This is a genomic window from Sphingobium sp. BYY-5, from assembly GCF_022758885.1.
Taxonomy (GTDB): Bacteria; Pseudomonadota; Alphaproteobacteria; order Sphingomonadales; family Sphingomonadaceae; genus Sphingobium.
On record NZ_JALEBH010000001.1, the window covers coordinates 496,593 to 518,882 of the forward strand.

General features: G+C 63.4%; 20 protein-coding genes. 14 read left to right on the forward strand and 6 right to left on the reverse strand.

Features of this window, described 5'->3' with window-relative positions; translation table 11 throughout:
• Positions 1-6: 6 nt before the first annotated feature.
• Complete coding sequence (locus tag MOK15_RS02490; RefSeq protein WP_242930152.1) at positions 7-642, reverse strand: YqaA family protein; 636 nt, start codon at positions 640-642, stop codon at positions 7-9.
• Positions 643-818: 176 nt separating this feature from the next.
• Here MOK15_RS02490 and MOK15_RS02495 point away from each other — a divergent pair, with 176 nt between their 5' ends.
• The gene (locus tag MOK15_RS02495) at positions 819-1,061 is read left to right on the forward strand and encodes a hypothetical protein (protein ID WP_242930153.1); all 243 of its coding nucleotides are present in this window, start codon (positions 819-821) and stop codon (positions 1,059-1,061) included.
• Positions 1,062-1,275: 214 nt separating this feature from the next.
• Positions 1,276-2,034, forward strand: a complete 759-nt coding sequence (locus tag MOK15_RS02500; protein ID WP_242930154.1) for a hypothetical protein — start codon at positions 1,276-1,278, stop codon at positions 2,032-2,034.
• Positions 2,035-2,520: 486 nt separating this feature from the next.
• Here MOK15_RS02500 and MOK15_RS02505 read toward each other — a convergent pair whose 3' ends face one another.
• On the reverse strand, positions 2,521-2,991 hold the full coding sequence (locus tag MOK15_RS02505; RefSeq protein WP_242930155.1) for an SH3 domain-containing protein: 471 nt from the start codon (positions 2,989-2,991) through the stop codon (positions 2,521-2,523).
• A 136-nt stretch (positions 2,992-3,127) separates the two neighbouring features.
• On the opposite strand from MOK15_RS02505, the gene MOK15_RS02510 reads away from it, so the two are divergent.
• The 8 genes from MOK15_RS02510 (at position 3,128) to MOK15_RS02545 (ending at position 13,058) form a co-directional block, all read left to right on the forward strand.
• Positions 3,128-4,141 carry a D-glycerate dehydrogenase gene (locus MOK15_RS02510; protein WP_242930156.1) on the forward strand — a complete coding sequence of 338 codons (1,014 nt, stop codon included), beginning with the start codon at positions 3,128-3,130 and terminating at the stop codon, positions 4,139-4,141.
• Positions 4,142-4,255: 114 nt separating this feature from the next.
• Positions 4,256-4,441, forward strand: a complete 186-nt coding sequence (locus MOK15_RS02515; RefSeq protein WP_242930157.1) for a DUF1328 family protein — start codon at positions 4,256-4,258, stop codon at positions 4,439-4,441.
• A 5-nt stretch (positions 4,442-4,446) separates the two neighbouring features.
• The gene (locus MOK15_RS02520; protein WP_242930158.1) at positions 4,447-4,650 is read left to right on the forward strand and encodes a DUF5818 domain-containing protein; all 204 of its coding nucleotides are present in this window, start codon (positions 4,447-4,449) and stop codon (positions 4,648-4,650) included.
• A 56-nt stretch (positions 4,651-4,706) separates the two neighbouring features.
• On the forward strand, positions 4,707-6,473 hold the full coding sequence (locus tag MOK15_RS02525) for a DUF885 domain-containing protein (protein WP_242930159.1): 1,767 nt from the start codon (positions 4,707-4,709) through the stop codon (positions 6,471-6,473).
• Between the two features lie 458 nt (positions 6,474-6,931).
• Positions 6,932-9,604: an aconitate hydratase AcnA gene (gene acnA / locus MOK15_RS02530; protein WP_242930160.1), complete on the forward strand. Its 2,673-nt coding sequence runs from the start codon at positions 6,932-6,934 to the stop codon at positions 9,602-9,604.
• 166 nt (positions 9,605-9,770) lie between these two features.
• The gene (locus MOK15_RS02535) at positions 9,771-10,472 is read left to right on the forward strand and encodes a glutamine amidotransferase (RefSeq protein WP_242930161.1); all 702 of its coding nucleotides are present in this window, start codon (positions 9,771-9,773) and stop codon (positions 10,470-10,472) included.
• Between the two features lie 62 nt (positions 10,473-10,534).
• Entirely contained in the window at positions 10,535-11,896 is a 1,362-nt protein-coding gene (locus MOK15_RS02540) for a glycoside hydrolase family 27 protein (protein ID WP_242932607.1), read from the forward strand.
• 115 nt (positions 11,897-12,011) lie between these two features.
• Entirely contained in the window at positions 12,012-13,058 is a 1,047-nt protein-coding gene (locus MOK15_RS02545; protein ID WP_242930162.1) for a right-handed parallel beta-helix repeat-containing protein, read from the forward strand.
• 57 nt (positions 13,059-13,115) lie between these two features.
• On the opposite strand, the gene MOK15_RS02550 is transcribed toward MOK15_RS02545, so the two are convergent.
• Together MOK15_RS02550 and MOK15_RS02555 are read right to left on the reverse strand one after the other, a co-directional pair.
• The gene (locus MOK15_RS02550; RefSeq protein ID WP_242930163.1) at positions 13,116-14,774 is read right to left on the reverse strand and encodes a M28 family metallopeptidase; all 1,659 of its coding nucleotides are present in this window, start codon (positions 14,772-14,774) and stop codon (positions 13,116-13,118) included.
• A gap of 140 nt (positions 14,775-14,914) precedes the next feature.
• Complete coding sequence (locus tag MOK15_RS02555; RefSeq protein ID WP_242930164.1) at positions 14,915-15,571, reverse strand: glutathione S-transferase; 657 nt, start codon at positions 15,569-15,571, stop codon at positions 14,915-14,917.
• Between the two features lie 125 nt (positions 15,572-15,696).
• Here MOK15_RS02555 and phaZ point away from each other — a divergent pair, with 125 nt between their 5' ends.
• Together phaZ and trxB are read left to right on the forward strand one after the other, a co-directional pair.
• Positions 15,697-16,920, forward strand: a complete 1,224-nt coding sequence (phaZ, locus tag MOK15_RS02560; protein WP_242930165.1) for a polyhydroxyalkanoate depolymerase — start codon at positions 15,697-15,699, stop codon at positions 16,918-16,920.
• A gap of 140 nt (positions 16,921-17,060) precedes the next feature.
• On the forward strand, positions 17,061-18,023 hold the full coding sequence (gene trxB / locus MOK15_RS02565; RefSeq protein ID WP_242930166.1) for a thioredoxin-disulfide reductase: 963 nt from the start codon (positions 17,061-17,063) through the stop codon (positions 18,021-18,023).
• A gap of 42 nt (positions 18,024-18,065) precedes the next feature.
• Here the strand turns inward: trxB and MOK15_RS02570 are convergent, their stop codons facing one another.
• Together MOK15_RS02570 and MOK15_RS02575 are read right to left on the reverse strand one after the other, a co-directional pair.
• The gene (locus tag MOK15_RS02570) at positions 18,066-18,353 is read right to left on the reverse strand and encodes an acyl carrier protein (RefSeq protein ID WP_242930167.1); all 288 of its coding nucleotides are present in this window, start codon (positions 18,351-18,353) and stop codon (positions 18,066-18,068) included.
• Positions 18,354-18,381: 28 nt separating this feature from the next.
• Positions 18,382-19,392, reverse strand: coding sequence for a GNAT family N-acetyltransferase (locus tag MOK15_RS02575; RefSeq protein WP_242930168.1), 1,011 nt, complete (start codon positions 19,390-19,392; stop codon positions 18,382-18,384).
• Between the two features lie 99 nt (positions 19,393-19,491).
• On the opposite strand from MOK15_RS02575, the gene MOK15_RS02580 reads away from it, so the two are divergent.
• Both MOK15_RS02580 and MOK15_RS02585 read left to right on the forward strand, forming a co-directional pair.
• Positions 19,492-21,003 (forward strand): acyl-CoA ligase (AMP-forming), exosortase A system-associated, encoded by a 1,512-nt coding sequence (locus tag MOK15_RS02580; protein ID WP_242932608.1) that lies wholly within the window; start codon positions 19,492-19,494, stop codon positions 21,001-21,003.
• Complete coding sequence (locus tag MOK15_RS02585) at positions 21,000-22,232, forward strand: pyridoxal-dependent decarboxylase, exosortase A system-associated (RefSeq protein ID WP_242930169.1); 1,233 nt, start codon at positions 21,000-21,002, stop codon at positions 22,230-22,232. The genes MOK15_RS02580 and MOK15_RS02585 overlap by 4 nt, the downstream gene beginning before the upstream one ends.
• Positions 22,233-22,290 lie beyond the last annotated feature (58 nt).

A 22,290-nucleotide genomic window follows, 5' to 3' on the forward strand; every position in this document is an offset into this window, starting at 1 on the left:
CGGCGGTCAGCGTATGGTGGCCATGATGGCGCCCGAACATTTATCGCTCTTCTGCCCGCCGCCGCTCAGCATGGAGGCGGCAAGGAAGCCGCCGGCCAGCAGCACGAGGAAGAGGGCAGAGAGAAGGGCGAGATATTTCTCGATGAACGCCTTGATCGGGCGGCCGAATTTCCAGAAGAGGAAGCCCACCAGCATGAACTGGAAGGCGCGGCTGACGATGCTGGCCCAGAGGAAGGTGAAGAGCGGCAGCCCGATGAAGCCCGCCGTGATGGTGATGAGCTTGAACGGGATGGGCGTCGCGCCCTTTGCTAGGATAATAAGCGCGGCGTTTTCACGCAGATAGCAGGCCGCGACCGGGAATTTTTCCGCCAGGCCCAGTGCGTGCAATATCTGTTGCCCGACGGCTTCATAGAGGAAATGACCGATCGCATAGCCGAACAATCCGCCGAGCACCGAGGCAAGGGTGCAGATGAAACCGAAGCGGAGCGCGCGTTCCGGGCGGGCCAGGCACATGAGGCCCAGCAGCGGGTGCGGCGGGATCGGGAAGAAGCTCGATTCCATGAAGGAAATGGCGAAAAGCCAGCGTTCGGCGTGGCGGTGCGCGGCCTTGGCCAGCGTCCATTGGTAGAGCCTGGTAAGCATCGCGGCGGGCCTAGCCGAGATCGTTCGTGCCTGCCAGCGCTTTTGCCCAGCCGATCCTTTCGCGCGACGGATCGAGCGGGCCTTTTAGCGGGGATGCGATGGCTTTGGCGTTTTGCCCGGCGATGCTTGATCGTAGCAGGGCGGCCGGTAGGATTGCTTCGTAAAGGAGAGACGCGATGCAGGGCATGGGTGAGGGCGGCTGCCCGTTCAGCTTCAACACCGATCCGGCGACGTTCCAGGTCGGCGATTCGGTCAGCTATCGGGTGACGGGCAGTCTGGAGGGAATGCCCTTTGCCGGGGTGCTGCTGGAGGTGCATGACGACCATGTCGTGCTGACCAGCGACCCGGACGACAAGACGAGCCGGATGCGCGCGACGCGGGAAAGCCGACCGGTGGTGCGGGAAGAGGATATATGCTGAACGCCTGTGCGGACAGGCGCGGGAGCGAGTGTTTGCGAGCATGAACTGGACCCCGGCCTGCGCTGGGGAACAGGTGAGTTGGGATAAGGCGCGCAGGCGGGTGCCGCGACCCCGGCATAGCATTGAATGCGCCGTCCACCCCCGACACGGCGTTGACTGTCCGGCGCCGTCTGGGCATGACCCCCTTCTTTAAAGTCCTGTTCGGTCGGCGCGTTTGATTTTCTCTTCCATCCCCTGGGCCAAGGTACGGCAGCGCGCGGGCGGCCTCGCGTTCGCGCTGGTGCTGAACCTGTTGCTGTTGCTGGCTCTGTTCACCCTGTCGCCCCGGTTCGAGCCGCCCAAGGAGGATAAGCGGCTGCCGGTGACGTTCGATGTGGAGAAGGGAGAACGGACCGAGCAGGAACAGGCCAAGGCCGAGAAGGCGGAAAAGCGCGAGCAGGACAAGGCGCAACCGCAGAAGCAGGCCGCGCCGGTGGTGCGGCCGCCGGTGCCGGTGGAAAAGCCTGCGGAACAGCCGCCTTCGCCCTTTCCCTTCCTGTCGCTGAGCCGGGAGCAGATGGCGTCGGCCGACATCGGCAACATGCCCAAGGCCGCGCAAGGCGCCGGGCAGGGGCAGGGCAACAGCGCAGCCGTCGTCGGGCCGGGCGAGGGGCCGGGTGGGGTGCAGTTGTTCGAGGCGGAATGGTATCGGCGGCCGACCGATGCGGAACTGGGGCCTTATATGCCCGCCAATGCCCCGGCACAGGGATATGGCCTGGTCGCGTGCAAGACTGTCGACCATTATCATGTCGAAAATTGCCAGACCTTGGGCGAATCGCCGCTGGGGTCGGGCTTTGCCAAGGCGGTGCGGCTGGCGGCCTGGCAGTTCCTGGTGATGCCTCCGCGCGTCAATGGCAAGGTGATGGTGGGCAGTTGGGTGCGCATCCGCATCGACTATACCCGCCGCACCGTGGACGCGGGGACGGGGCAGTAACGGAGCGGGGGGAGATTTTCGGGCCGGGCTAGAGGCGGTCAACGACCAGTTGCGGACCTAACCTTCATCGTCACCCTGAACTTGTTTCAGGGTCCATTTCGCCGGATTGAGCGAAGGTTTGCTGGGCCTGATGGATGCTGAAACAAGTTCAGCATGACGAATGGAAAATGGCAGGAAACCACTCAAGTCCGTCATCATTCCCGCGAAGGCGGGAATCCATCTCCCGACGTCTCACCAAGACTTGTGCAGGGGAGATGGTGCTCCGCGTTGGCCTGCGGTCGCCCTTCGGGCCGCGGGGATGACGATGGAGGAAAAGGGACTGTCGCTTCCCCATCTAGGCCTACCGCACGCGATACCATTTCGTTAAATCGGAAAGCGGTTCTTGCGGGTTGTCTACAACCGCACCCTGCTCGTAACGAAATTTCCTACGCGCATATGAATATGTCGAAACTTACGGGGCATGTGCGAAGTTAAGGCCGGCAAATCCTATTTATCGGTGGCGCCCCAGATGTCGGTCGCCTTCACATAGCCGCGCTGGCCCTTGACGTCGAAGGCGCACCAACCGCTCGAACAGCTGGACAGCCGCCCGACCACACCACGTTCCGCCCGGAACAAGGTCCGCGCGTCATCCTTGGCGGATTCGTGCATGGGTGCGATCTCCGCCCGGACGATCGCGGTCGGCGTGTCGCTCAACAGGCGGACGTGCATCCATCCCTGCGCGCCGTCCGCATCCTCGACCTTGCGCCACAGGCCCAGTACCTGCACCACCTTCACCGGCAGATCGCGGCGGCGATAGACCCAGTTGGACGGGTAATCCAGGCTCGGTCCCACGCGCATCCGCGCTTCGTCCTGGGCGAGCGATGCCCAATAAGGCACCGGCTTGGCGGGCGCCGCAAGCCCGGCGCCCGCCGCCGTCAGCGCTGCCCCCGCGCTTATACCCAACCAAAACCGCTTCATCGCAAACCCGTTACCCATGGCCATCCCATAACCCCTTGCGCAGCTTTGCGACAGCCCTTCCATCATCCGCCATTCAATCGTCCGGCCGGGCATATCCGCTTGACCCGCGCCCCGGCCAGGAATAGCGGCTTGAGGCATGGCCCAGAACCCGCGCAAGACTCGACCGCGCCCCGCCAAGCCGCGCGTCATCGTCACGCGCCGCCTGCCCCCCGATGTGGAGGCGCGCATGGCCGAACTGTTCGACGCCAGCTTCAATGTCGGCGACGTGGCGATGAATCGCACCGACCTCGCCCGCGCCATGACCCAGTGCGACGTGCTGGTGCCGACCATCAGCGACCAGATCGACGCCGCCCTGATCGAGGGTGCGTCGGACCGGCTGCAACTGATCGCCAGCTTCGGCAGCGGCGTCGACCATATCGACCTGCCTGCCGCCCGCGCGAAGGGCATAATCGTCACTAATACGCCCGGCGTCCTGACCGAGGACACGGCCGACATGACGATGGCGCTAATCCTGTCGGTCCCGCGCCGCCTGGCCGAAGGGGAAAAGCTGGTCCGCACCGGGCAATGGCGCGGCTGGAGTCCGTCCGGCATGTTGGGCCATCGCATCGGCGGCAAGAAGCTGGGCATCATCGGCATGGGGCGCATCGGCCGCGCCGTTGCCCGCCGCGCCCGCGCTTTCGGCCTGTCCATCGCCTATCATAACCGCCATCGCCTGCCCTTCGAGGTGGAGCAGGAATTGGAGGCGGAATGGCATGGCGAACTGGACTCGCTGCTGGCCGGAAGCGACATTCTTTCCATCCATTGCCCGCTCAACGCCGACAGCCGGGGCCTGATCGACGCGCGCCGCATCGGGCTGCTGCGTCCGGACGCCTATATCATCAACACTTCGCGCGCGGAGGTTGCCGATGAGCAGGCGCTGATCGCGGCGTTGGAGCAGGGGCGGATCGCCGGGGCGGGCTTCGACGTCTATGCCCATGAACCGGCGGTGGATGCGCGCCTGCTCGCCCTGTCCAACGTCGTCCTGCTGCCCCATGTGGGATCGGCCACCTTCGAGGGGCGCGACGCCACCGGTGCGCGCGTCATTGCCAATATCCGCACCTGGGTCGATGGTCATCGCCCACCCAACCAGGTGCTGGAAGGCTGGGTCTGACCTTCCGGGAATGCGGAATATACTTCCCTATCCTTCTGTTATGCGGGCGGAACAAGCGGCAGCGCCATGGGTTGAAGCACCCATTGCCGTTTAAAAAATTGGGAGGGATATTTCATGATAAAGCTCGCGATCATCTCGCTCGTCATCGCGGCCGTTCTGGCGCTGCTGGGTTTCGGTGGCGCGGCCGGTGCTTTCGTCGGCATCGCCAAGATCTTTTTCTTCATCGCCATTGCCATCTTCGCCTTGTTCCTGATCGTGGGAATCCTGGCTGGCAAGGGCGTCAAGGACGCGATAGACTGACGCCCATGACACAGATTGGCGCTGGCGTGGACGAAACCGGCAGGCTGTTGCGCGACGAAGCCGGCTTCCTGCTCCAGCGCGATCTGGGCGGCAGCTATCGCCTGGTCCTGCTCCGCGTGCCGGTCGATCATGTCGAAAAGCGTGTGCGGGTGCGCGGCTTTTACGCCGGCGACGATATTGTCGAAGCCGAGGGTGTGGCCGCCGCCTGATAGCGGGCGTCTGATCCTCTTGCTAAATGCTTCGGGGCAGGCGATCCATTGCGCCCATGCGTAAGATTCTTTCCATGATGTTCGTCCCCTTGGCTTTTGCGGTCGCGCCTGTCCTGGCGCACGCGCAGGCGTCCCATGACCAACTGACCAAGATCATTGATGACCATTGGGTCTGGTGGCTGTCTGCTCATCCGGTCGAGGCGACCGCGCGCGGCGTGCGCGATTATGACGACCGCATCTACGACATGTCGCTGGCCGCCCGCGACGCGCAGATCAGGGCGGAACAAGGCTTCGTCACCCGGCTGGAGGCAGTGCCGGCGCAGGGGCTGGACGCTGCCGACCGCGTGAATCGCGACGTGCTGCTCTGGATGCTGCGCGACGATATCGACAGCGATCGCCATCCCGCCGAACGGCTGATGCTCTTCACCACTTATTATGGCTGGCATCAGGGCTTTTCGGGCATGGCCGACGGGCTGCCCTTCTACAATCGCGCCGACTATGACAGCTATCTGAAGCGGCTGACGCTCTACCCGAAGCAGAATGGCGACGCGCTCGCCATCACGCGGCAGGCGATCAAGGGCGGCTATGTTCAACCCTGCTCCGTGCTGCAAAATTATGCGCCGACCATCAGCGGTATCGTCGACGGCAAGCCGGAGGAGACGCGCTTCTACGAGCCGTTCAAGCGGCCCAAGCCCCGCGACATCGGCGATGCTGACTGGAGTGCGATGCAGGCCCAGGCTGTGACGGTCATTCGTGACGTCATCACGCCCGAATATCGCAAATGGCACGACCTGTTCGTGACGGACTATCTGCCCCATTGCCGCAAGAGCGACAGCGCCTCCTCGCTGCCCGGTGGCGCGGCCTGGTATGCCAGCCGCGTGCGCGCCCACACCACGACCGACCTGACGCCGGACCAGATCCACCAGATCGGCCTGGATGAGGTCACGCGGATCGGTATGCGGATGGACGAAATTGCGGCCAAGGCCGGCTATCCCAGCCGCGCCGCCTATATCCAGCATCTGCGCACCGACCCGTCCTACTATGCCAAGATGCCCGAAGAGTTGCTGCGCGTCGCCGCGCGTCAGGCCAAGACGATCGACGGCCTGCTGCCGCGCTATTTCGGCACCTTGCCGCGCCTGCCCTATGGCCTGAAACCCATCCCGGCAGCGGAGGCGGAAGGAACGACGACCGCCTACTATATGCCCGGCGCGCCGGAGAGCGGCATTTCCGGCACCTATTTCGTCAACACTTCGAAACTCGATCAGCGGCCCTATTGGGAACTGCCAGCGCTCACCGCCCATGAAGCGGTGCCGGGCCATCACAACCAGATCGCCCTGCAACAGGAATTGCCGCTGCCGCCCTTCCGCAAATATCTGGCTGGCTTTACCGCCTATGTGGAGGGCTGGGCGCTCTACACCGAATATCTGGGCGAAGAGATGGGCCTTTACGACACGCCCGAAAAAATGATGGGCCGTCTGTCCTATGAAATGTGGCGCGCCTGCCGTCTGGTGGTGGACACCGGCATCCATGCCAAGGGCTGGGACAAGGCGAAGGCGGTGGCTTTCATGAAGGCGAACAGCGCGCTCAGCGACGCGAATATCGATGCGGAGGTCAATCGCTATATCAGTTGGCCGGGCCAGGCGCTGGGCTACAAGCTGGGCGAGATCAAGATCCGGGAATTGCGGGCGAGGGCGGAAACCGCGCTGGGACCGAAATTCGACCTGCGCCGCTTCCACGACGCGGTGCTGGCGCAGGGCGCGGTGCCGCTGACCGTGCTGGAAAGCCAGATCGATGGCTGGATCGCGACGGAGAAGGGGTGGTAAGAGTTTGTTTGAAAATGCGCGAAAGAGCGCATTTTGCGACCGCACCAGCCCTCACCCCACCCGGCCACCCATAGAATATAGAATACTGCCGTTGGGTGGCCGGGTGGGGTGAGGGCTGGTGCCGCAATTGCGTCATAGGCGCATTCTCAACCGCACTCTAAAATCCCCATCCTGCTCCCGTGAAAGCGGAAGCTCGGTTCAGATGGTGCTGCTGCTTTCTGCGAACCATTGTCAGCAACGAAAAATGACGGGGCGAAAGGTCCGATTGGCTGCTTTGTCCATTTGACTCGGCGGCCCTAATCTGTATGGCGGCCCGCATCGGGACATACCTGCTTCGACCACTGGTTGGGGCGCATCCCTACCACCTTGCCGTCCGGTCAATTTTCGCCGTTCGGCGAGCTTCTGGTGGAATCGCGTCATCCTCTGGCCGGGGCGCCATGCGAGGAGACGCACATCTTATGACCGCCATCGGACAGGACACCCTCGGCACGCGCGACACGCTTAATGTCGGCGGCAAGGACATTGCCTATTATTCGTTGAAGAAGGCCGCCGCGAAACTTGGAGACGTTTCGCGCCTGCCTTTCTCGATGAAGGTGCTGCTGGAGAATCTGCTCCGCTTCGAGGACGGCGTGACCGTCACCACCGACGACATTCAGGCGATCGTCAACTGGCAGAATGACAAGGGCAAGTCGGAGCGCGAGATCCAGTATCGCCCCGCGCGCGTGCTGATGCAGGACTTCACCGGCGTTCCCTGCGTGGTCGACCTGGCCGCCATGCGCGACGCGATGAACGCGCTGGGCGCCGACGCCAGCAAGATCAACCCGCAGGTGCCTGTCCACCTTGTGATCGACCACTCGGTCATGGTGGATGAGTTCGGCACGCCCAAGGCATTCGAGGACAATGTCGAGCTGGAATATCAGCGCAATATGGAGCGTTACGACTTCCTGAAATGGGGTTCGAAGTCGCTCGATAATTTCAAGGTCGTTCCGCCCGGCACCGGCATCTGCCACCAGGTGAACCTGGAAAATATCGCGCAGGCCGTCTGGTCTTCGGTCGATGCCGATGGCGTCACCGTCGCCTATCCCGATACCTGCGTCGGCACCGACAGCCACACCACCATGATTAACGGTCTGGGCGTGCTGGGCTGGGGTGTTGGCGGGATCGAGGCGGAAGCCGCGATGCTGGGCCAACCCGTGTCGATGCTCATCCCCGAAGTCGTCGGCTTCAAGCTGACCGGCACGCTGAACGAAGGCATCACTGCCACCGATCTGGTGCTGACCGCTACGCAAATGCTGCGCGCCAAGGGCGTTGTCGGCCGCTTCGTTGAATATTTCGGCCCTGGCCTTGCCTCGCTGTCGCTCGCCGACCGCGCGACGCTTGCCAATATGGCGCCGGAATATGGCGCGACCTGCGGTTTCTTCGGCATCGACGACAAGACGCTGGATTACATGCGTCTCACCGGCCGCTCAGAAGAGAATATCGCGCTGGTCGAAGCCTATGCCAAGGAACAGGGCTTCTGGCTGGACGCATCGGCCGAGCCGGTCTTCACCGATGTCCTCGAACTGGACATGAGCACGGTCGTCCCGTCGCTCGCCGGTCCCAAGCGTCCGCAGGACAAGGTGATCCTCACCCAGGTCGATGACGTGTTCAATGCTGACCTGGAGAAGGTCTACAAGAAGGCCGCCGCCGTCCGCGTTCCCGTTGAAGGCCGCACCCACGATATCGGTGACGGCGACGTCGTGATCGCCGCGATCACGAGCTGCACCAATACGTCGAACCCCGGCGTGCTGGTCGCCGCCGGTCTGGTCGCCAAGAAGGCGAATGAATTGGGCATGAAGCCCAAGCCCTGGGTCAAGACCTCGCTGGCGCCGGGTTCGCAGGTCGTCACCGACTATCTGGAGAAGGCTGGTCTCCAGTCGCATCTCGATGCGGTCGGCTTCAACCTGGTCGGCTATGGCTGCACCACCTGCATCGGCAATAGCGGCCCACTGGCCGAACCGATCAGCAAGGCGATCAACGGCAACGACATCGTCGCTGCATCGGTGTTGTCGGGTAACCGCAACTTCGAAGGCCGCGTGAGCCAGGACGTACGCGCCAACTTCCTTGCCTCGCCGCCGCTGGTCGTTGCCTATGCGCTGAAGGGCACCGTCACCACCGATTTCGTCACCACCCCGATCGGTCAGGGTAGCGACGGCCAGGACGTGTACCTCAAGGACATTTGGCCGACGAACGAAGAAGTCCGCTCGGTCATGGACGGTGCGCTGACCCGCGACATGTTCCAGAGCCGCTACGCCACCGTCTTCACCGGCGATGCCCGCTGGCAGGCGATCGATGTCACCGGTTCGGACACTTACACGTGGCGTGCCGGTTCGACCTATGTCGCCAACCCGCCCTATTTCGATGGTCTGACCATGACCCCGGCGCCGGTCACCGACATTGTCGAGGCGAAGCCGCTGGCGATCTTCGGCGATTCGATCACCACCGACCACATCTCGCCGGCCGGTTCGATCAAGGCGTCCAGCCCCGCGGGCAAGTGGCTGAGCGAGCATCAGGTCAGCCAGGCCGACTATAACAGCTACGGTTCGCGTCGCGGCCATCATGAAGTCATGATGCGCGGCACCTTTGCCAACATCCGCATCAAGAATCTGATGTTGGACGGCGTCGAAGGCGGCATGACCCGTTATGACGGCGAAGTCATGCCGATCTACGACGCAGCGATGAAACACAAGGCGGACGGCACCCCGCTGGTCGTCATCGGCGGCAAGGAATATGGCACCGGATCGTCGCGCGACTGGGCGGCGAAGGGCACCAACCTGCTGGGCGTCCGTTCGGTCATCGTCGAAAGCTTCGAGCGTATCCACCGTTCGAACCTGGTCGGCATGGGCGTGCTGCCGCTCCAGTTCAAGAATGGCGATACCAAGGACACGCTTGGCCTGACGGGCAACGAGACCTTCACCATCCAGAATGTCGCGGGTTTGAAGCCCCGCCAGGACGTGGATGTGATCGTGAAGCGCGCCGATGGTTCGACCTTCACCTTCACCGCGCTGTGCCGGATCGACACGATCAACGAGCTGGAATATTTCCTGAACGGCGGCATTCTCCAATATGTGCTGCGTAAGCTCGCCGCCTGATCGGCTGACGCACCGGATTAAGGAAAAAGGCTCCTTCCCTATGGGAGGGGCCTTTTTCTTTGCGCGACCCTCCCGGCCTGGCCAGAGAGGATAGCGATTATTTTCGTGCGCCAAGAAAGGCTGGGGTGGCGGGCGGCTATGGGATTGTCTACCGTTCGAATCAGCAATGAAGAGAGCGTTGATTGTCCGTCATGTGCCGCGCGAAGGAGCGGCGGGGTATCTCCAGCCGATCGAGGCGGCGGGCTATCATATTGACCGTATCGACGTGGCCAGCCCGGATTTTGCGGGCGTTGACCTGTGTGCGCCCGACCTGCTCATCATGATGGGCGGCCCGATGGGTGTCTATGAACAGGAATTGCACCCCTGGATTCCCGTGCAGATCGCAAAGCTGGCGATGCGGCTGGCGGCGGACAGGCCGACGCTTGGGGTTTGCCTGGGCAGTCAGATGATCGCGGCGGCGCTGGGTGCGCGCGTCTATCCGGGCGGGCAGATGGAGCTGGGCTTCGCGCCGGTGCGCATGAATGGAGCGGGTGCGGCCTCACCGTTGCGCCATATCGATGGAGTGCCTTTGCTCCACTGGCATAGCGACACGTTCGACCTGCCCGACAATGTCGAACTGCTGGCGTCCACGGACATATATGCACATCAGGCCTTTCGGCGCGGCGCCAATCTGCTGGCGTTGCAGTTCCACGCGGAAATGGGCGAAGATCCGCGCTTTGAGGATTGGCTGACCCATTTCTGGGCTGATCTTGATGTGGCGAAGCAATGCGTCATCGCCTTGCGCGGGGATCATGATGCGTACGGCCCCGGCGCGGTAGCGGCGGGGCGGGCCATGATCGGCGAATGGCTGGCTACGACTAAAGTATAAAGGGCGATGGTTGTGGCTTGATCTTCCCATCGTCTTTCTATTAACTCCGACAAATGATGAGGATGAACTGGAAGGCCAGCCGCCGCGACATGCTCGCGGGCGGTGTGGCGGGGCTTGCGGCTGCCGGCATGGCGCGCGCGGGGGAAACGCAACCGGGCAGGGGCGTGACGCAACTCGCGCCGCGCCCACCGATGGGATGGAATAGCTGGAACAGCTTCGCCACCACTATTACCGAAGCGCAGGCCCGCGAAACCGCACGGATCATGGCGGACAAGCTGCTGCCCTATGGCTACGACATCTTCACCGTCGACATCCAATGGTATGAGCCTGAGGCGTCGAGCTACACCTATAATGCCAAACCCAAACCAGCGATGGATGCCTATGGCCGGATGATCCCGGCGCCCAACCGTTTCCCCTCCAGCGCGGGCGGCAGGGGCTTTACGGCGCTCGCCAAGGAGGTTCACGCGCTGGGCATGAAGTTCGGCATCCATGTCATGCGCGGCATCCCGCGCGCGGCGGTGGAGCAGAATCTGCCGATCCTGGGTACGAAATATCGCGCGGCCGACATTGCCGACAGGAACAGCATCTGTTTCTGGAACCCGGATATGTATGGCATCGAGATGACGCGACCGGGCGCGCAGGCCTATTATGACAGCATTTTCCGCCTCTATGCCGACTGGGGCGTCGATTTCGTCAAGATGGACGATATGAGCCGCCCCTATGACGCCCATGCACCGGAGATTGAGGGCGCGCATCAGGCGATCCAGGCGACCGGCCGGCCGATCATCCTCAGCCTCTCGCCCGGCGAGACGCCGGTGATCCGCGGCGATCAGGTCCGCCGCTTCGCGCAGATGTGGCGCATCTCCGACGATTTCTGGGACGACTGGAAGATGCTGGAGGCGCAGTTCACCCGGCTGGAAAACTGGACGCCCTATCGCGGTCCCGGTTCCTGGCCCGATGCCGACATGCTGCCGCTCGGCCGGCTGGCGCTGGGCGCGCGCGATACGCTGTTCACGCCCGACGAGCAGCGTACCTTGATGACGCTCTGGTCGATCGCGCGCTCACCGCTCATCATGGGCGGCGATCTGCGGCATCTGGACGCGCCCACGCTGGCGCTGCTCACCAATCGGGAAGTGCTGGCGGTCAATCAGGCCAGCAGCGACAACCGCCCGCATTTCGTGGACGATGGCGGGCGCATCTGGTCGGCGAAGGTCGAAGGGGGCGTGGACCGCTATGTCGCCCTATTCAACACCGGTGACAAAACGCGCGAAATCGGCATCAAACTACGTGACCTGGGCATAACCGGACCGGTCGCGGTGCGCGACCTGTGGGAGGGCAAACCGCTCGGCCAACAGGCGGAGCGGATCGCGGCGATGCTGCCCCCTCATGGGGCAGGATTATATCGGGTGAGCGGGGCTGCGTGACAATGCCCCAGCGCCCGTCTCTGAAATGCTATGCGGCGCATAGTAAAATAGGGTAAATCACCATATCCTTCCGGTGCGTCGATGGCGTGCGCCGAAGCGAAAGGAATGGGTTGTCATGGAGATACTCACTCGTCGTCGCTTCATGGCCGCCACGGCCGCATCGGCGGCGGCCATGCCCCAGATGCTTCGTGCCCAGATCAGCGGCCAGAGTCGAATCATAGGCCAAACCTTCGTCGGCACCCGCAGGCCGGATGGTTATGGCACGGGCGGGGGCACGGCGATCATCGGGCAGAGCGATCTCTTGATCCGCGATTGCACTTTCCGTGATCTGGGGGACGGCGCGCTGCTGTTCCAGGAACCGGCCAGCAATATCGTCATCGAGGATTGCACGATCCACAATTGCTATCGCTTCATCAAGGACTGGTCGCTGACCCATCCTGATCCACCCGCGCCGCTGACCAGTTTCACCATACGCCGGGTGCAGGCGGATGCGCTGATCCGCGGTTTCATGCGGATAATCTATGGATCATCCCGTGGTGTGATTGAGGATGTGGTGGTGCGGGGCAATGGTCACTGCAACAATGATTCCGTTGGCTTCGCGCTCGACGACAGCGTCAATGACGTCGTTTATCGGCGGGCGCAGGCGCATAATTTCATTGAGGCCAAGCGCGACGCCGATCGATATTGGCAGGGTGACGGCTTTACCGATGAACGGGGAAACCGGAATATTCGCTATTATAGCTGTACGGCGACCAACAATACGGACGGCGGTTTCGATACGAAATCGGCTGGCGTCTTTCTGGAAAACTGCCTGGCCAAGGGCAACAAGCGCAATTATCGGCTATGGAATAGCGGACACCTGAAAAATTGTCGCAGCGAAGACCCGATCAAGCGTGGCGGCACGGGGGAGACGGCGCATTTCTCCTTCTTTGGCGAGACGGGGCCGACCTATGTGCTGGATCGGCCGGTCGTCCGCGCGGCGGCGGGCAACAGCGCTCCGGTCTTCTTTTTCCAGACGACCAAGCCCGCGTCCATCGCCATTTATGACGCCGATATCCATGCGCCCGATGCGACGTTGATCGTCGTTGACGGGCCGCAGCCGTCCATTCACTGGTATCCCGCGCGGCCGCAGCAGAAAATAGTCGTGAAGCAGAATCGGTAAGGCGATTTCGGAACTGGTGGCATTACCTGTCGGCTCCGAAACCGCGGCATGGTTCTGTTATTTCCGCGTGGCGGCGCTCTTGTCGCGTACAGCCTTGAACTCCGACCCCGGCTTCCATTCCGGCCAGCGCGTCGAGTTGGCGAGGTCGCGACCGATGTCGAGCATCAGGTCGATATCCTGCGCCGCGCCGTCCAGCTTCCATGTCTCGTCCACCGCGTCGCAGGCCTGATGATAGCATTTGCCGGTATAGGCATCGACCCAGGCCTGGCCCGCCGTGCGGCCGCCATCGACCAGGTCGGATGCGCCTGCAATGCCCATCATCAGCAGGACGGGCACGCCGCGCTTGGCCATGGAGAAATGATCGGCGCGGTAGAAGAGGCCGCGTTCGGGCAGGCTTTCCTGCGTCACCACGCGGCCTTGCGTCGCCGCTGCCTTCGCCAGATCATCCTCCAGCGTGTCCTGCCCCTTGCCGACCAGGATCACGTCCTTCGCCTTGCCCGCAGTCTGGAGGATGTCGATGGTGAGGTTGGCGACGGTCTTGTCGAGCGGATAGACGGGATTGACGGCATAATATTCGGAGCCGAGCAGCCCGCGCTCCTCCGCCGTCCAGGCGGCGAACAGGATCGAGCGGTCAGGGGCCGGGCCGGCCTTGAACGCGCGCGCGATTTCGAACAGCGACGCGATGCCCAGCGCGTCGTCATTGGCCCCGGCGCGATAGATGCGTCCCTGCGCGTCGGGCGCGCCCTTGCCATAGGCGTCCCAGTGCGCGCCATACATCACCGTCTCGTCGGGCCGCTTCGCACCGGGGATGCGGGCAAGGACGTTGGCGCTCTGCACCACTTCCTGCGTTACCGGGAAGGCGGCGGAGAAGGTGGCGCCTTTCAACGCCACCGGCTTGAACGCCTTCGACCGGGCCTGCTTGCGCAGCGCGGCAAGATCCAGTCCTGCGCCTGCGAACAGCGCCTTGGCGGCTTCTCCCTCGATCCAGCCCTGCACGGCCAGGCTCGTCACTTTGTCCGGCGCGCGAACCAGGTCGTAATTCTCGCCGCCGGGGCTGACCACCACGTTCCAGCCATAGCCCGCGCCCGGCGTATCATGGACGATCAGCGCGCCGATCGCGCCGCGCCGCGCGGCTTCCTCGAACTTGTAGGCCCAGCGGCCATAATAGGTCATGGTTCGTCCGCCGAACTTGCCCACGGCGTCCTCGCCCTTCACCGCCTCGAAATCGGGGTCGTTGATAAGGAAGACGGCAATCTTGCCCTTCAGGTCCACGCCCTTGAAATCGTCCCAGCCACGTTCGGGTGCGGACACGCCATGGCCGACGAAGACCAGAGGCGCCTTGTCCACGGCGACATGATCCCTGGGCTGGAGGGTGGAGAGATAGACCTGTTTGCCGAAGGTCCAGGGCGTTGCCGTTCCACCCTGCGCTACGTCCAGCGCTTCGGCCTTGCCCAGCTTCGTATGGAGTAGCGGCACCGTCTGCACCCACTGTCCGTCCGGACCGCCCGGCTCCAGCCCCAGCGCCTCGAACCGGGCGACCAGATAGCCGATCGTCCGTTCCTCACCGACTGTGCCGGGCGCGCGCCCTTCGAACAGGTCGGAGGCAAGGGTGCGGACCGACTGTTCAAGACGTGCCGGTTCGACAGTCTGGGCGTGAACGGGAAGGGTGGCGGTCAGGCCAAGGGCCAGGGCAAGGGCAAGGGTGCGTATGGTCATGCCCGTGCCTTAGATCATTTTCTAGTCAGGTGAAATCACCTGACGACTCGGAAAATGCGTTAAACCAAAAACTTAGAGTGGTGGATCCGATTGCATCGGATCCACCACTCTAACCCCCTGATCTCGCCGGGGAAAGCGCTTTAGAATTCGGTTTCGAGTTCGATCAGTTCGTCCGGCTCCGCCCGTGCCGCGTCGATCCACTCGCGCATCAGCGGCCAGCCATTGATCGTCTGGCAATAGGCGGCGGATTTCTGCGTCAGCGGGACGGCGTAGGACAGGAAGCGCTGCGCCACCGGCGCGAACATGGCGTCGGCTACCGTGGGCCGATCGCCGAACAACCAGGGACCGCCATAATTGTCCAGGCATTCGGCCCAGATCGCCTCGACCCGTTCGATATCGGGCCGTGCGCCGGGAAAGACCGGGAAGCGTGCGTGTCGCACCTTTAGGTTCATCGGCAGGGCGGAGCGCAGATTGGCGAAGCCCGAATGAATCTCGCCCGATACCGACCGGCAATGGGCGCGGATGATCCGGTCGGCGGGGTACATGCCCGCATCCGGATATAGCTCATGCAGATATTCGGCGATGGCCAGCGTGTCCCACACGCCCGCCCCTTCATGGGTGAGCCGTGGCACCAGCACGGAAGGGGACAGCAGCAACAGTTCGGCCCGACTTTCCGGATCGTCGAGCGCAATCAGCTTTTCGACGACCTGTAATCCTGCAAGGCGGCAGAGCAGCCAGCCGCGCAGCGACCAGGAGGAGTAATTTTTGCTCGAAAGTGTGAGTTCCGCGACAGCCATGGCAACCCTCCTACTTCAGGCGAGCGTCACATTTATGATGATGCAGTGCAACACAAAAAGCCTGTATAGCCTTTTGGCAAAAGACCGATTCGGTAACGGGTTCAGCATAAGGCACATTTGCGATCATGCGCATGTTATATAGTGGTTATCAGGCCTGGAATGACATGCTGGCGCCGGCGCGCCTGGGCGCGCAATGGGCGCTCGGCATCCGGGACAGGATGGGGCCGATGGCCGATTGGGCGATGCCGCGCCGCATGTTCGCTTTGATGGACGTGTTTCAGGGCGCGAAACTGACGCACAAGCGCCCAGCCTATGACATTCGCACGGTCGTGAGCGGCAATGCGGAGGTTTCGGTGCGCGAAGAGGTGGCGCTTGACCTGCCATTCGGCGACCTGCTCCATTTCGCCAAGGACGAGGTGGAGGTCGAACAGCCGCGCGTCCTGGTCGTGGCGCCGATGTCGGGCCATTTCTCCACCTTGTTGCGCAGCACGGTCGCGACATTGCTGCGCGATCATGATGTCTACCTCACCGACTGGAAAAATGCGCGCGACGTGCCGCTGGAGGCGGGACGCTTCGGTTTCGACGACTATGTCGACTATGTGATCCGCTTCCTTCAGGAACTGGGCGAAGGCGCGCATCTGGTATCGGTATGCCAGCCCTGCGTACCGGCCATGGCGGCGGTCGCGTTGATGTCGGAGGACAAGGACAAGGCAACGCCCCGGTCGATGACCCTGATGGGCGGGCCGATCGATCCCAATGCGGCGCCGACCGTGGTCAATGAACTGGCCAATGAAAAGTCGATCAAATGGTTCGAGGAGAATCTGATCTCGGTCGTGCCCCTCCGCTATGCCGGGCGCGGGCGGGAAGTCTATCCGGGCTTTCTCCAGCTTTCGGCCTTCGTGTCGATGAACATGGAGCGCCATGGCGCCAAGCATCGCGAACTTTACCAGTTGCTGGCTGACGGCAAGACGGTCGAGGCCGACAAGATCAAAACTTTCTATGAGGAATATTTCGCGGTCCTCGACATGACCAAGGAATTTTACCTTGAGACGGTGGACATGGTGTTCCAACGGACCTTGTTGTCGAAGGGCGAACTCACCGTACGCGGCCGCAAGGTGAACCCCGGCGCCATCCGCAAGACCGCGTTGCTGACTGTCGAGGGTGAGAAGGACGATGTCTGCGCCGTGGGCCAGACCTCCGCCGCCCATAATCTGTGCACCGGCCTGCGCCCGCACATGAAGCGTCATCACCTCCAGCCTGGCGTTGGCCATTATGGCGTCTTTTCCGGCAGCAAATGGGAAAAGCAGGTCTATCCGCAGGTGCGGAACATGATCCTGGCGATGAACTGACGCGCATCGGCGATCCCCCGGCCGTCCTGCCGCGCCTTCCCGGAGCGCAGCTTCATACCGGCCAAGCAAATCCTTCGCTTGCGCATATGGCCTTGCCGCCTATCTCTGTCGCCCACACGAATCGCAGTTGAAAGCCTGATATGACCGCCACCCACAGCACCCGCATGTTGATCCTCGGTTCCGGCCCCGCGGGCCTGTCCGCCGCCATCTACGGCGCGCGCGCGGGTCTGGCGCCGATCGTGGTGCAGGGGATGCAGCCCGGCGGGCAGCTCACAATCACCACCGACGTGGAAAATTATCCCGGTTTCAAGGACGTGATCCAGGGGCCGTGGCTGATGGAGCAGATGCAGGCCCAGGCCGAACATGTCGGCGCGCAGATGATGTATGACCAGATCGTCGATATCGACCTCAGCGAACGGCCTTTCCGCCTGACCGGCGACAGCGGCACCCTCTATATCGCCGACACCCTGGTCATCTGCACCGGCGCGCAGGCCAAGTGGCTGGGCGTCGAGGGGGAGGAGTATCTGCAGGGCAAGGGCGTTTCCGCCTGCGCAACCTGCGACGGCTTCTTCTATCGCGGCAAGAAGGTGGTGGTGATCGGCGGCGGCAACACCGCGGTCGAGGAAGCGCTCTACCTCACCAACCACAGTCATGACGTGACCCTGATCCATCGCCGCGATTCGCTGCGCGCCGAGAAGATCCTGCAACAGCGCCTGCACGCTCATCCGAACATAAAGGTGCTCTGGAACAAGGCGGTCGATCGTTTCGTGGGCGGCGGCACGCCGGAAGGGCTGGTGGGTGTCGACCTGATCGACACGGTTACGGGCGAAAAATCGCATGTGCCGACCGATGGCGGCTTCGTGGCGATCGGTCATCACCCGGCGACCGAGCTGTTCACCGGCAAGCTGCCGCTCGACGAAGGTTATCTCGTGGTGGAAAAGGGCACGACCCGCACCGCCATCCCCGGCGTATTCGCGGCGGGCGACGTCACCGACAAGATTTACCGCCAGGCCGTGACCGCCGCCGGTATGGGCTGCATGGCGGCGCTGGATGTCGAGAAATTCCTGGCGGAAGCCGATTTCGAACAATTGGTAGAGGCTTGAGCGTCTCTTGACCCTTCCCCTTCGGGGGAGGGATGAAGCAGGTCAGCCCATTTTCACCCGCGCGAACGCCACGAGCGAACCGAATGTCTCGAACGTATCGCCGTCGATATCGTCATCCTCGATCAGGATATGGAACCGGTCCTCAATCTCCGTGAGCAGGCCGGCGACGGCCATGGAGTCCAGTTCGGGCAGTGCGCCGAACAATGGGGTGTCCGCGTCGAACGCATCGACTCGTTCCTGCGTCAGGCCGAGTACGTCGCGGAGCAGCGCCCGCATCAGGCTGTCTGCATCGATGATCCGGTCGACCGGTTGAGAATTTTGCGCCCGCATGATGCGCGCCTAAATAGAGATGCGCGGCCTAACCTACAAGCGCCGAAATGGCCGTTCGCGCCGCAGGCAGCCAGGCGGACGCAAAGCGCGGGTTGAAGGCGTCGATCCGGTGGAGCGTGACGCGCCGTTCCATCCAGTCGGCCTTATAGCCATTGTCGCCGGTGCCATAGTCGATCAGGGCGACCCGATCCCCATCGATCGCTTGCGTGAACATCGCATGGCTGAGCAGCGTGCCCGGTGATCCACCGTCGCAAGCGCCGTCATGGCTGAGCTTGTGGATCAGCGCGACGCCATTCTCGATGGTCCAGAACTGTGTCGCCACCGCCCGCCCATCCTGCCGCGCAAAGCCCAGGCGCAACGTTCCGGCGGCGCTTTCCCGCTCCGCCAGCGCGCGCAGAAAGTCGAGGCCGCCCGCCGGTTCCGCCTCCTTCCAGCTTCGCGCGTGAACATCGACATAATCGCGCCACAGGTCATCGGTCAGCCGGTCGCTGATTGATAGGTCAAAGAGCGCGCCGCGTCCCTTGCGCTTGACCAGGCTGCGCAGGCGGCCGGGTCGTGATGCCCAATAGTCGGCGAAGCTGCGCCCTTCGACAGGCAGCAGGTGGCGTCCGCCCATGGTCCGCTCTACCGCCAACCAACCCGCGCGACGCAGGGCGGTGCGCAGGGCGGCGGCATCCTCCAGCGGATAAAAGTCGATCTGCGCATAATCCGTGAGCAACTGGCGCGCTATGACTTCGAGCAGGCGTTGTTGCGCCGCGCCATCGGGTGCGCCAAAAAAGGCGGGCGCCCAGGAAAAACTATACCAGTTGGCGAGTGCGCTGATCCGGCGCGGAGCGGGGGAGAGGAGGAACAGCCAGGCTTCGCGCCCATCCTCTTCAGCGGTGAGGATGCGGACGGGCATGGCGGGAAAGCAATGACGATGGAGCGCATCGAACCAATCGAGACGATCGAACAGGCCGGACACGGGCGCACGATCGAGCCGACCGGCGATCGCCTGCCGCACTTCATCCAGGCTGTGATATTCCCTTGGCGCTCGCAACCGACTATCTCCGCCCCCGTCACCGCCAAGCATAGGAGAAAAATCTGCACATGGAGTTAAGCGCCAGGGAGCCAAGTGCCGGTGACTGACTCTTTCCCGGTGATTGACGGAGCGCAGGTGCGTCCGGTCGACCATCTGCTGCTGCGCGGCGATCCGGCGCGTCTGGCGCTGGACGGGCGTTCGGGTAGCTATGACTATGCCGAACTGGAGCAGACGCTGGGTCGGCTGGCTGGCTGGCTGGCGGGCTTCGGGCTGGCGCCGGGTGCGCGGGTCGCGAGTTGGGTAGCCAAGGGGCCGGTAGCGGCGCTGATGCCGTTGGCCGCTCCACGCGCGGGCCTGGTCCATGTGCCGGTCAATCCGCTGCTCAAACATGCCCAGGTCGCCCATATTCTGGCGGACAGCGGGGCCGCATTGCTGATCGGCACGGCGGCGCGGCTCGACAGCCTGCAGCCGGGCGACCTGCCGGCGAACTGCCGGATGCACCGCGAGGATGACGCCGCCGCCGCGATGAGCGGGGGGCAGGCGATCGGTCCTTCGTCGGCAAAGTCGGATGATCTTGCAGCGATCCTCTATACCAGCGGTTCGACCGGGCGACCCAAGGGGGTGGTGCTGACCCACGCCAATCTCTGGCTGGGCGCGGTCGCGGTGGCCGACTATCTCAAGCTGACGCCGCAGGATCGCACTGCCTGCGTCCTGCCGTTCAGCTTCGACTATGGCCAGAACCAGCTTCTTTCCACCTGGTATGCCGGGGGATGCGTCTATCCGCTCGACTATCTGACGCCGCGTGACGTCATGAAGCTGGTCGACCGACGCGATATCACGACCTTGGCCGGTGTGCCGCCGCTCTGGGTGCAACTGACCGAACTGGACTGGCCGGCGGAGGTGGCGGCGAAGCTGAAGCGTCTGACCAACAGCGGCGGCGCGCTGACCCGGCCGCTGGTGGCGAAACTGCGCACGATCTTCCATCAGGCGGACCTCTATCCGATGTATGGCCTGACCGAGGCTTTCCGTTCCACCTACCTGCCGCCCGCGCTGGTCGACAGTCATCCCGATTCGATGGGCGGGGCCATTCCCTTCGCCGAAATATTGATCGTGCGCCCGGACGGCAGCTTGACCGATGCGGACGAGCCGGGTGAACTGGTCCATTGCGGCCCGCTGGTGGCGCAGGGCTATTGGCGCGATCCGGCGCGTACCGCCGAACGCTTCAAACCCGCGCCGGCCGCATCGCGCTACGGCGGCATGGCGGTGTGGTCGGGTGACACGGTGCGGCGGGACGCGCAAGGCCTGCTCTATTTCGTCGGACGCGACGATGCGATGATCAAGTCGGCGGGCAACCGGATCAGCCCGACCGAGATTGAAGAAGCCGCCGTTGCGGTGCCGGGTGTGGCCGAAGCGGTGGCGCTGGGAGTGAAGGATGAGCGGCTGGGGCAGGCGGTGCGCCTGCTGCTGCGCGCGGACGATTCCGCACTGGTCGATACCGTCGCCGCGCATCTCAGGCAGGAACTGCCGAATTTCATGCAGCCCAAGGATATCATCATGCTCCCCCAATTCCCCCGCAATCCCAATGGCAAGATTGATCGCGTGGCGCTGGCCGGGGAGCATGGCGCATGAAGCCCATGGGACCGATCCCGCACTGGTTCGGAGCGGAAGAGGGCATGTTGCTGATCGGCGGCTGTGGCGCGGCGAGCTTGGTGGACGAAGCAGGCGACACGCCGCTCTTCGCTTATGACATGAGCATCGTCGAGGCGCAGGTTCGCCGTTTTCGGGAGGCGATGCCCGATGCACTGCATCTCCATTACGCGGTCAAGGCCAATCCCTTCGCACCGCTGCTGATGCGCATGGCGCTGCAGGTCGATGGTTTCGACATCGCGTCGGGCGGCGAGTTGGAGATGGCGTTGGAAGCGGGCATGGCGCCGGATAGGATCAGCTTCGCCGGGCCGGGCAAACGCAATGACGAACTGTCCGCTGCCATCTTCGCGGGCGTCACCATTCATCTCGAATCGGAAGGGGAGGCGCGGCGCGCGCTGGCGGTGGCGGAGGCGATCGGCAAGACGCCGCGTCTTGCCGTCCGGGTCAATCCGGACTTCGATCTCAAGGGATCGGGGATGCGCATGGGTGGCGGCGCCAAGCCTTTCGGCGTCGACGCCGACCGGGCGGCGGCGTTGGCGCGGACGGTGATCGATGCCGGGGCGCAGTGGCAGGGCTGGCATATTTTCGCGGGCAGCCAGAATCTCGATGCGCTGGCGATCATAGAGACGCAGGCGGCGACCATCGCACTGGCGGCGCGTCTTTCCGATGAAGTCGGCGCAGCGCCCCCTCTGGTCAATCTGGGCGGCGGTTTCGGTCTGGCCTATTTCCCCGGCGACGAGCGGCTGGACATCCGACCGATCGGCGTGGCGCTCGACACGGCGCTGGAGGAACGTGCGGACATCCTCCAGGACAGTGATTTCGCGATCGAACTGGGGCGCTGGCTGGTGGGCGAGGCGGGCGTCTATCTGACCCGCGTCGTTGATGTGAAGGTCAGTCAGGGCGAAACCTTCGCTGTGGTCGATGGCGGTCTGCATCATCAACTCGCCGCCAGCGGCAATTTCGGCACGGTCGTGCGGCGCAACTATCCGATCGCGGTTGCCAACCGCTTCGGGCTTCCTCCATCGGCGGAGCCGGTGACGGTGGTTGGGTGCCTGTGCACCCCGATAGACCGGCTGGGCGACAAGGTGGCGCTGCCGCCGGTCGAGGAAGGCGACCTGATCGCCATCTTTCTGGCCGGAGCCTATGGCGCGTCGGCCAGCCCTGTGGCGTTTCTGGGCCACCCAAGTCCTCGCGAACTTTTACTTGGCTGATTCGGCCGGGACTTAACTCCTAACGGTATCTTTACCCTTTCACGGCAAGAAGAACCCC

What these genes read in the sequence shown, in the direction of transcription:
- MOK15_RS02490 (WP_242930152.1), bottom strand. Translation starts at nt 642, where the DNA reads ATGCTTACCAGGCTCTACCAATGGACGCTGGCCAAGGCCGCGCACCGC.
- MOK15_RS02495 (WP_242930153.1), top strand. Translation starts at nt 819, where the DNA reads ATGCAGGGCATGGGTGAGGGCGGCTGCCCGTTCAGCTTCAACACCGAT.
- MOK15_RS02505 (WP_242930155.1), bottom strand. Translation starts at nt 2,991, where the DNA reads ATGAAGCGGTTTTGGTTGGGTATAAGCGCGGGGGCAGCGCTGACGGCG.
- MOK15_RS02510 (WP_242930156.1), top strand. Translation starts at nt 3,128, where the DNA reads ATGGCCCAGAACCCGCGCAAGACTCGACCGCGCCCCGCCAAGCCGCGC.
- MOK15_RS02515 (WP_242930157.1), top strand. Translation starts at nt 4,256, where the DNA reads ATGATAAAGCTCGCGATCATCTCGCTCGTCATCGCGGCCGTTCTGGCG.
- MOK15_RS02520 (WP_242930158.1), top strand. Translation starts at nt 4,447, where the DNA reads ATGACACAGATTGGCGCTGGCGTGGACGAAACCGGCAGGCTGTTGCGC.
- MOK15_RS02525 (WP_242930159.1), top strand. Translation starts at nt 4,707, where the DNA reads ATGCGTAAGATTCTTTCCATGATGTTCGTCCCCTTGGCTTTTGCGGTC.
- acnA (WP_242930160.1), top strand. Translation starts at nt 6,932, where the DNA reads ATGACCGCCATCGGACAGGACACCCTCGGCACGCGCGACACGCTTAAT.
- MOK15_RS02535 (WP_242930161.1), top strand. Translation starts at nt 9,771, where the DNA reads ATGAAGAGAGCGTTGATTGTCCGTCATGTGCCGCGCGAAGGAGCGGCG.
- MOK15_RS02540 (WP_242932607.1), top strand. Translation starts at nt 10,535, where the DNA reads ATGAACTGGAAGGCCAGCCGCCGCGACATGCTCGCGGGCGGTGTGGCG.
- MOK15_RS02545 (WP_242930162.1), top strand. Translation starts at nt 12,012, where the DNA reads ATGGAGATACTCACTCGTCGTCGCTTCATGGCCGCCACGGCCGCATCG.
- MOK15_RS02550 (WP_242930163.1), bottom strand. Translation starts at nt 14,774, where the DNA reads ATGACCATACGCACCCTTGCCCTTGCCCTGGCCCTTGGCCTGACCGCC.
- MOK15_RS02555 (WP_242930164.1), bottom strand. Translation starts at nt 15,571, where the DNA reads ATGGCTGTCGCGGAACTCACACTTTCGAGCAAAAATTACTCCTCCTGG.
- phaZ (WP_242930165.1), top strand. Translation starts at nt 15,697, where the DNA reads ATGCGCATGTTATATAGTGGTTATCAGGCCTGGAATGACATGCTGGCG.
- trxB (WP_242930166.1), top strand. Translation starts at nt 17,061, where the DNA reads ATGACCGCCACCCACAGCACCCGCATGTTGATCCTCGGTTCCGGCCCC.
- MOK15_RS02570 (WP_242930167.1), bottom strand. Translation starts at nt 18,353, where the DNA reads ATGCGGGCGCAAAATTCTCAACCGGTCGACCGGATCATCGATGCAGAC.
- MOK15_RS02585 (WP_242930169.1), top strand. Translation starts at nt 21,000, where the DNA reads ATGAAGCCCATGGGACCGATCCCGCACTGGTTCGGAGCGGAAGAGGGC.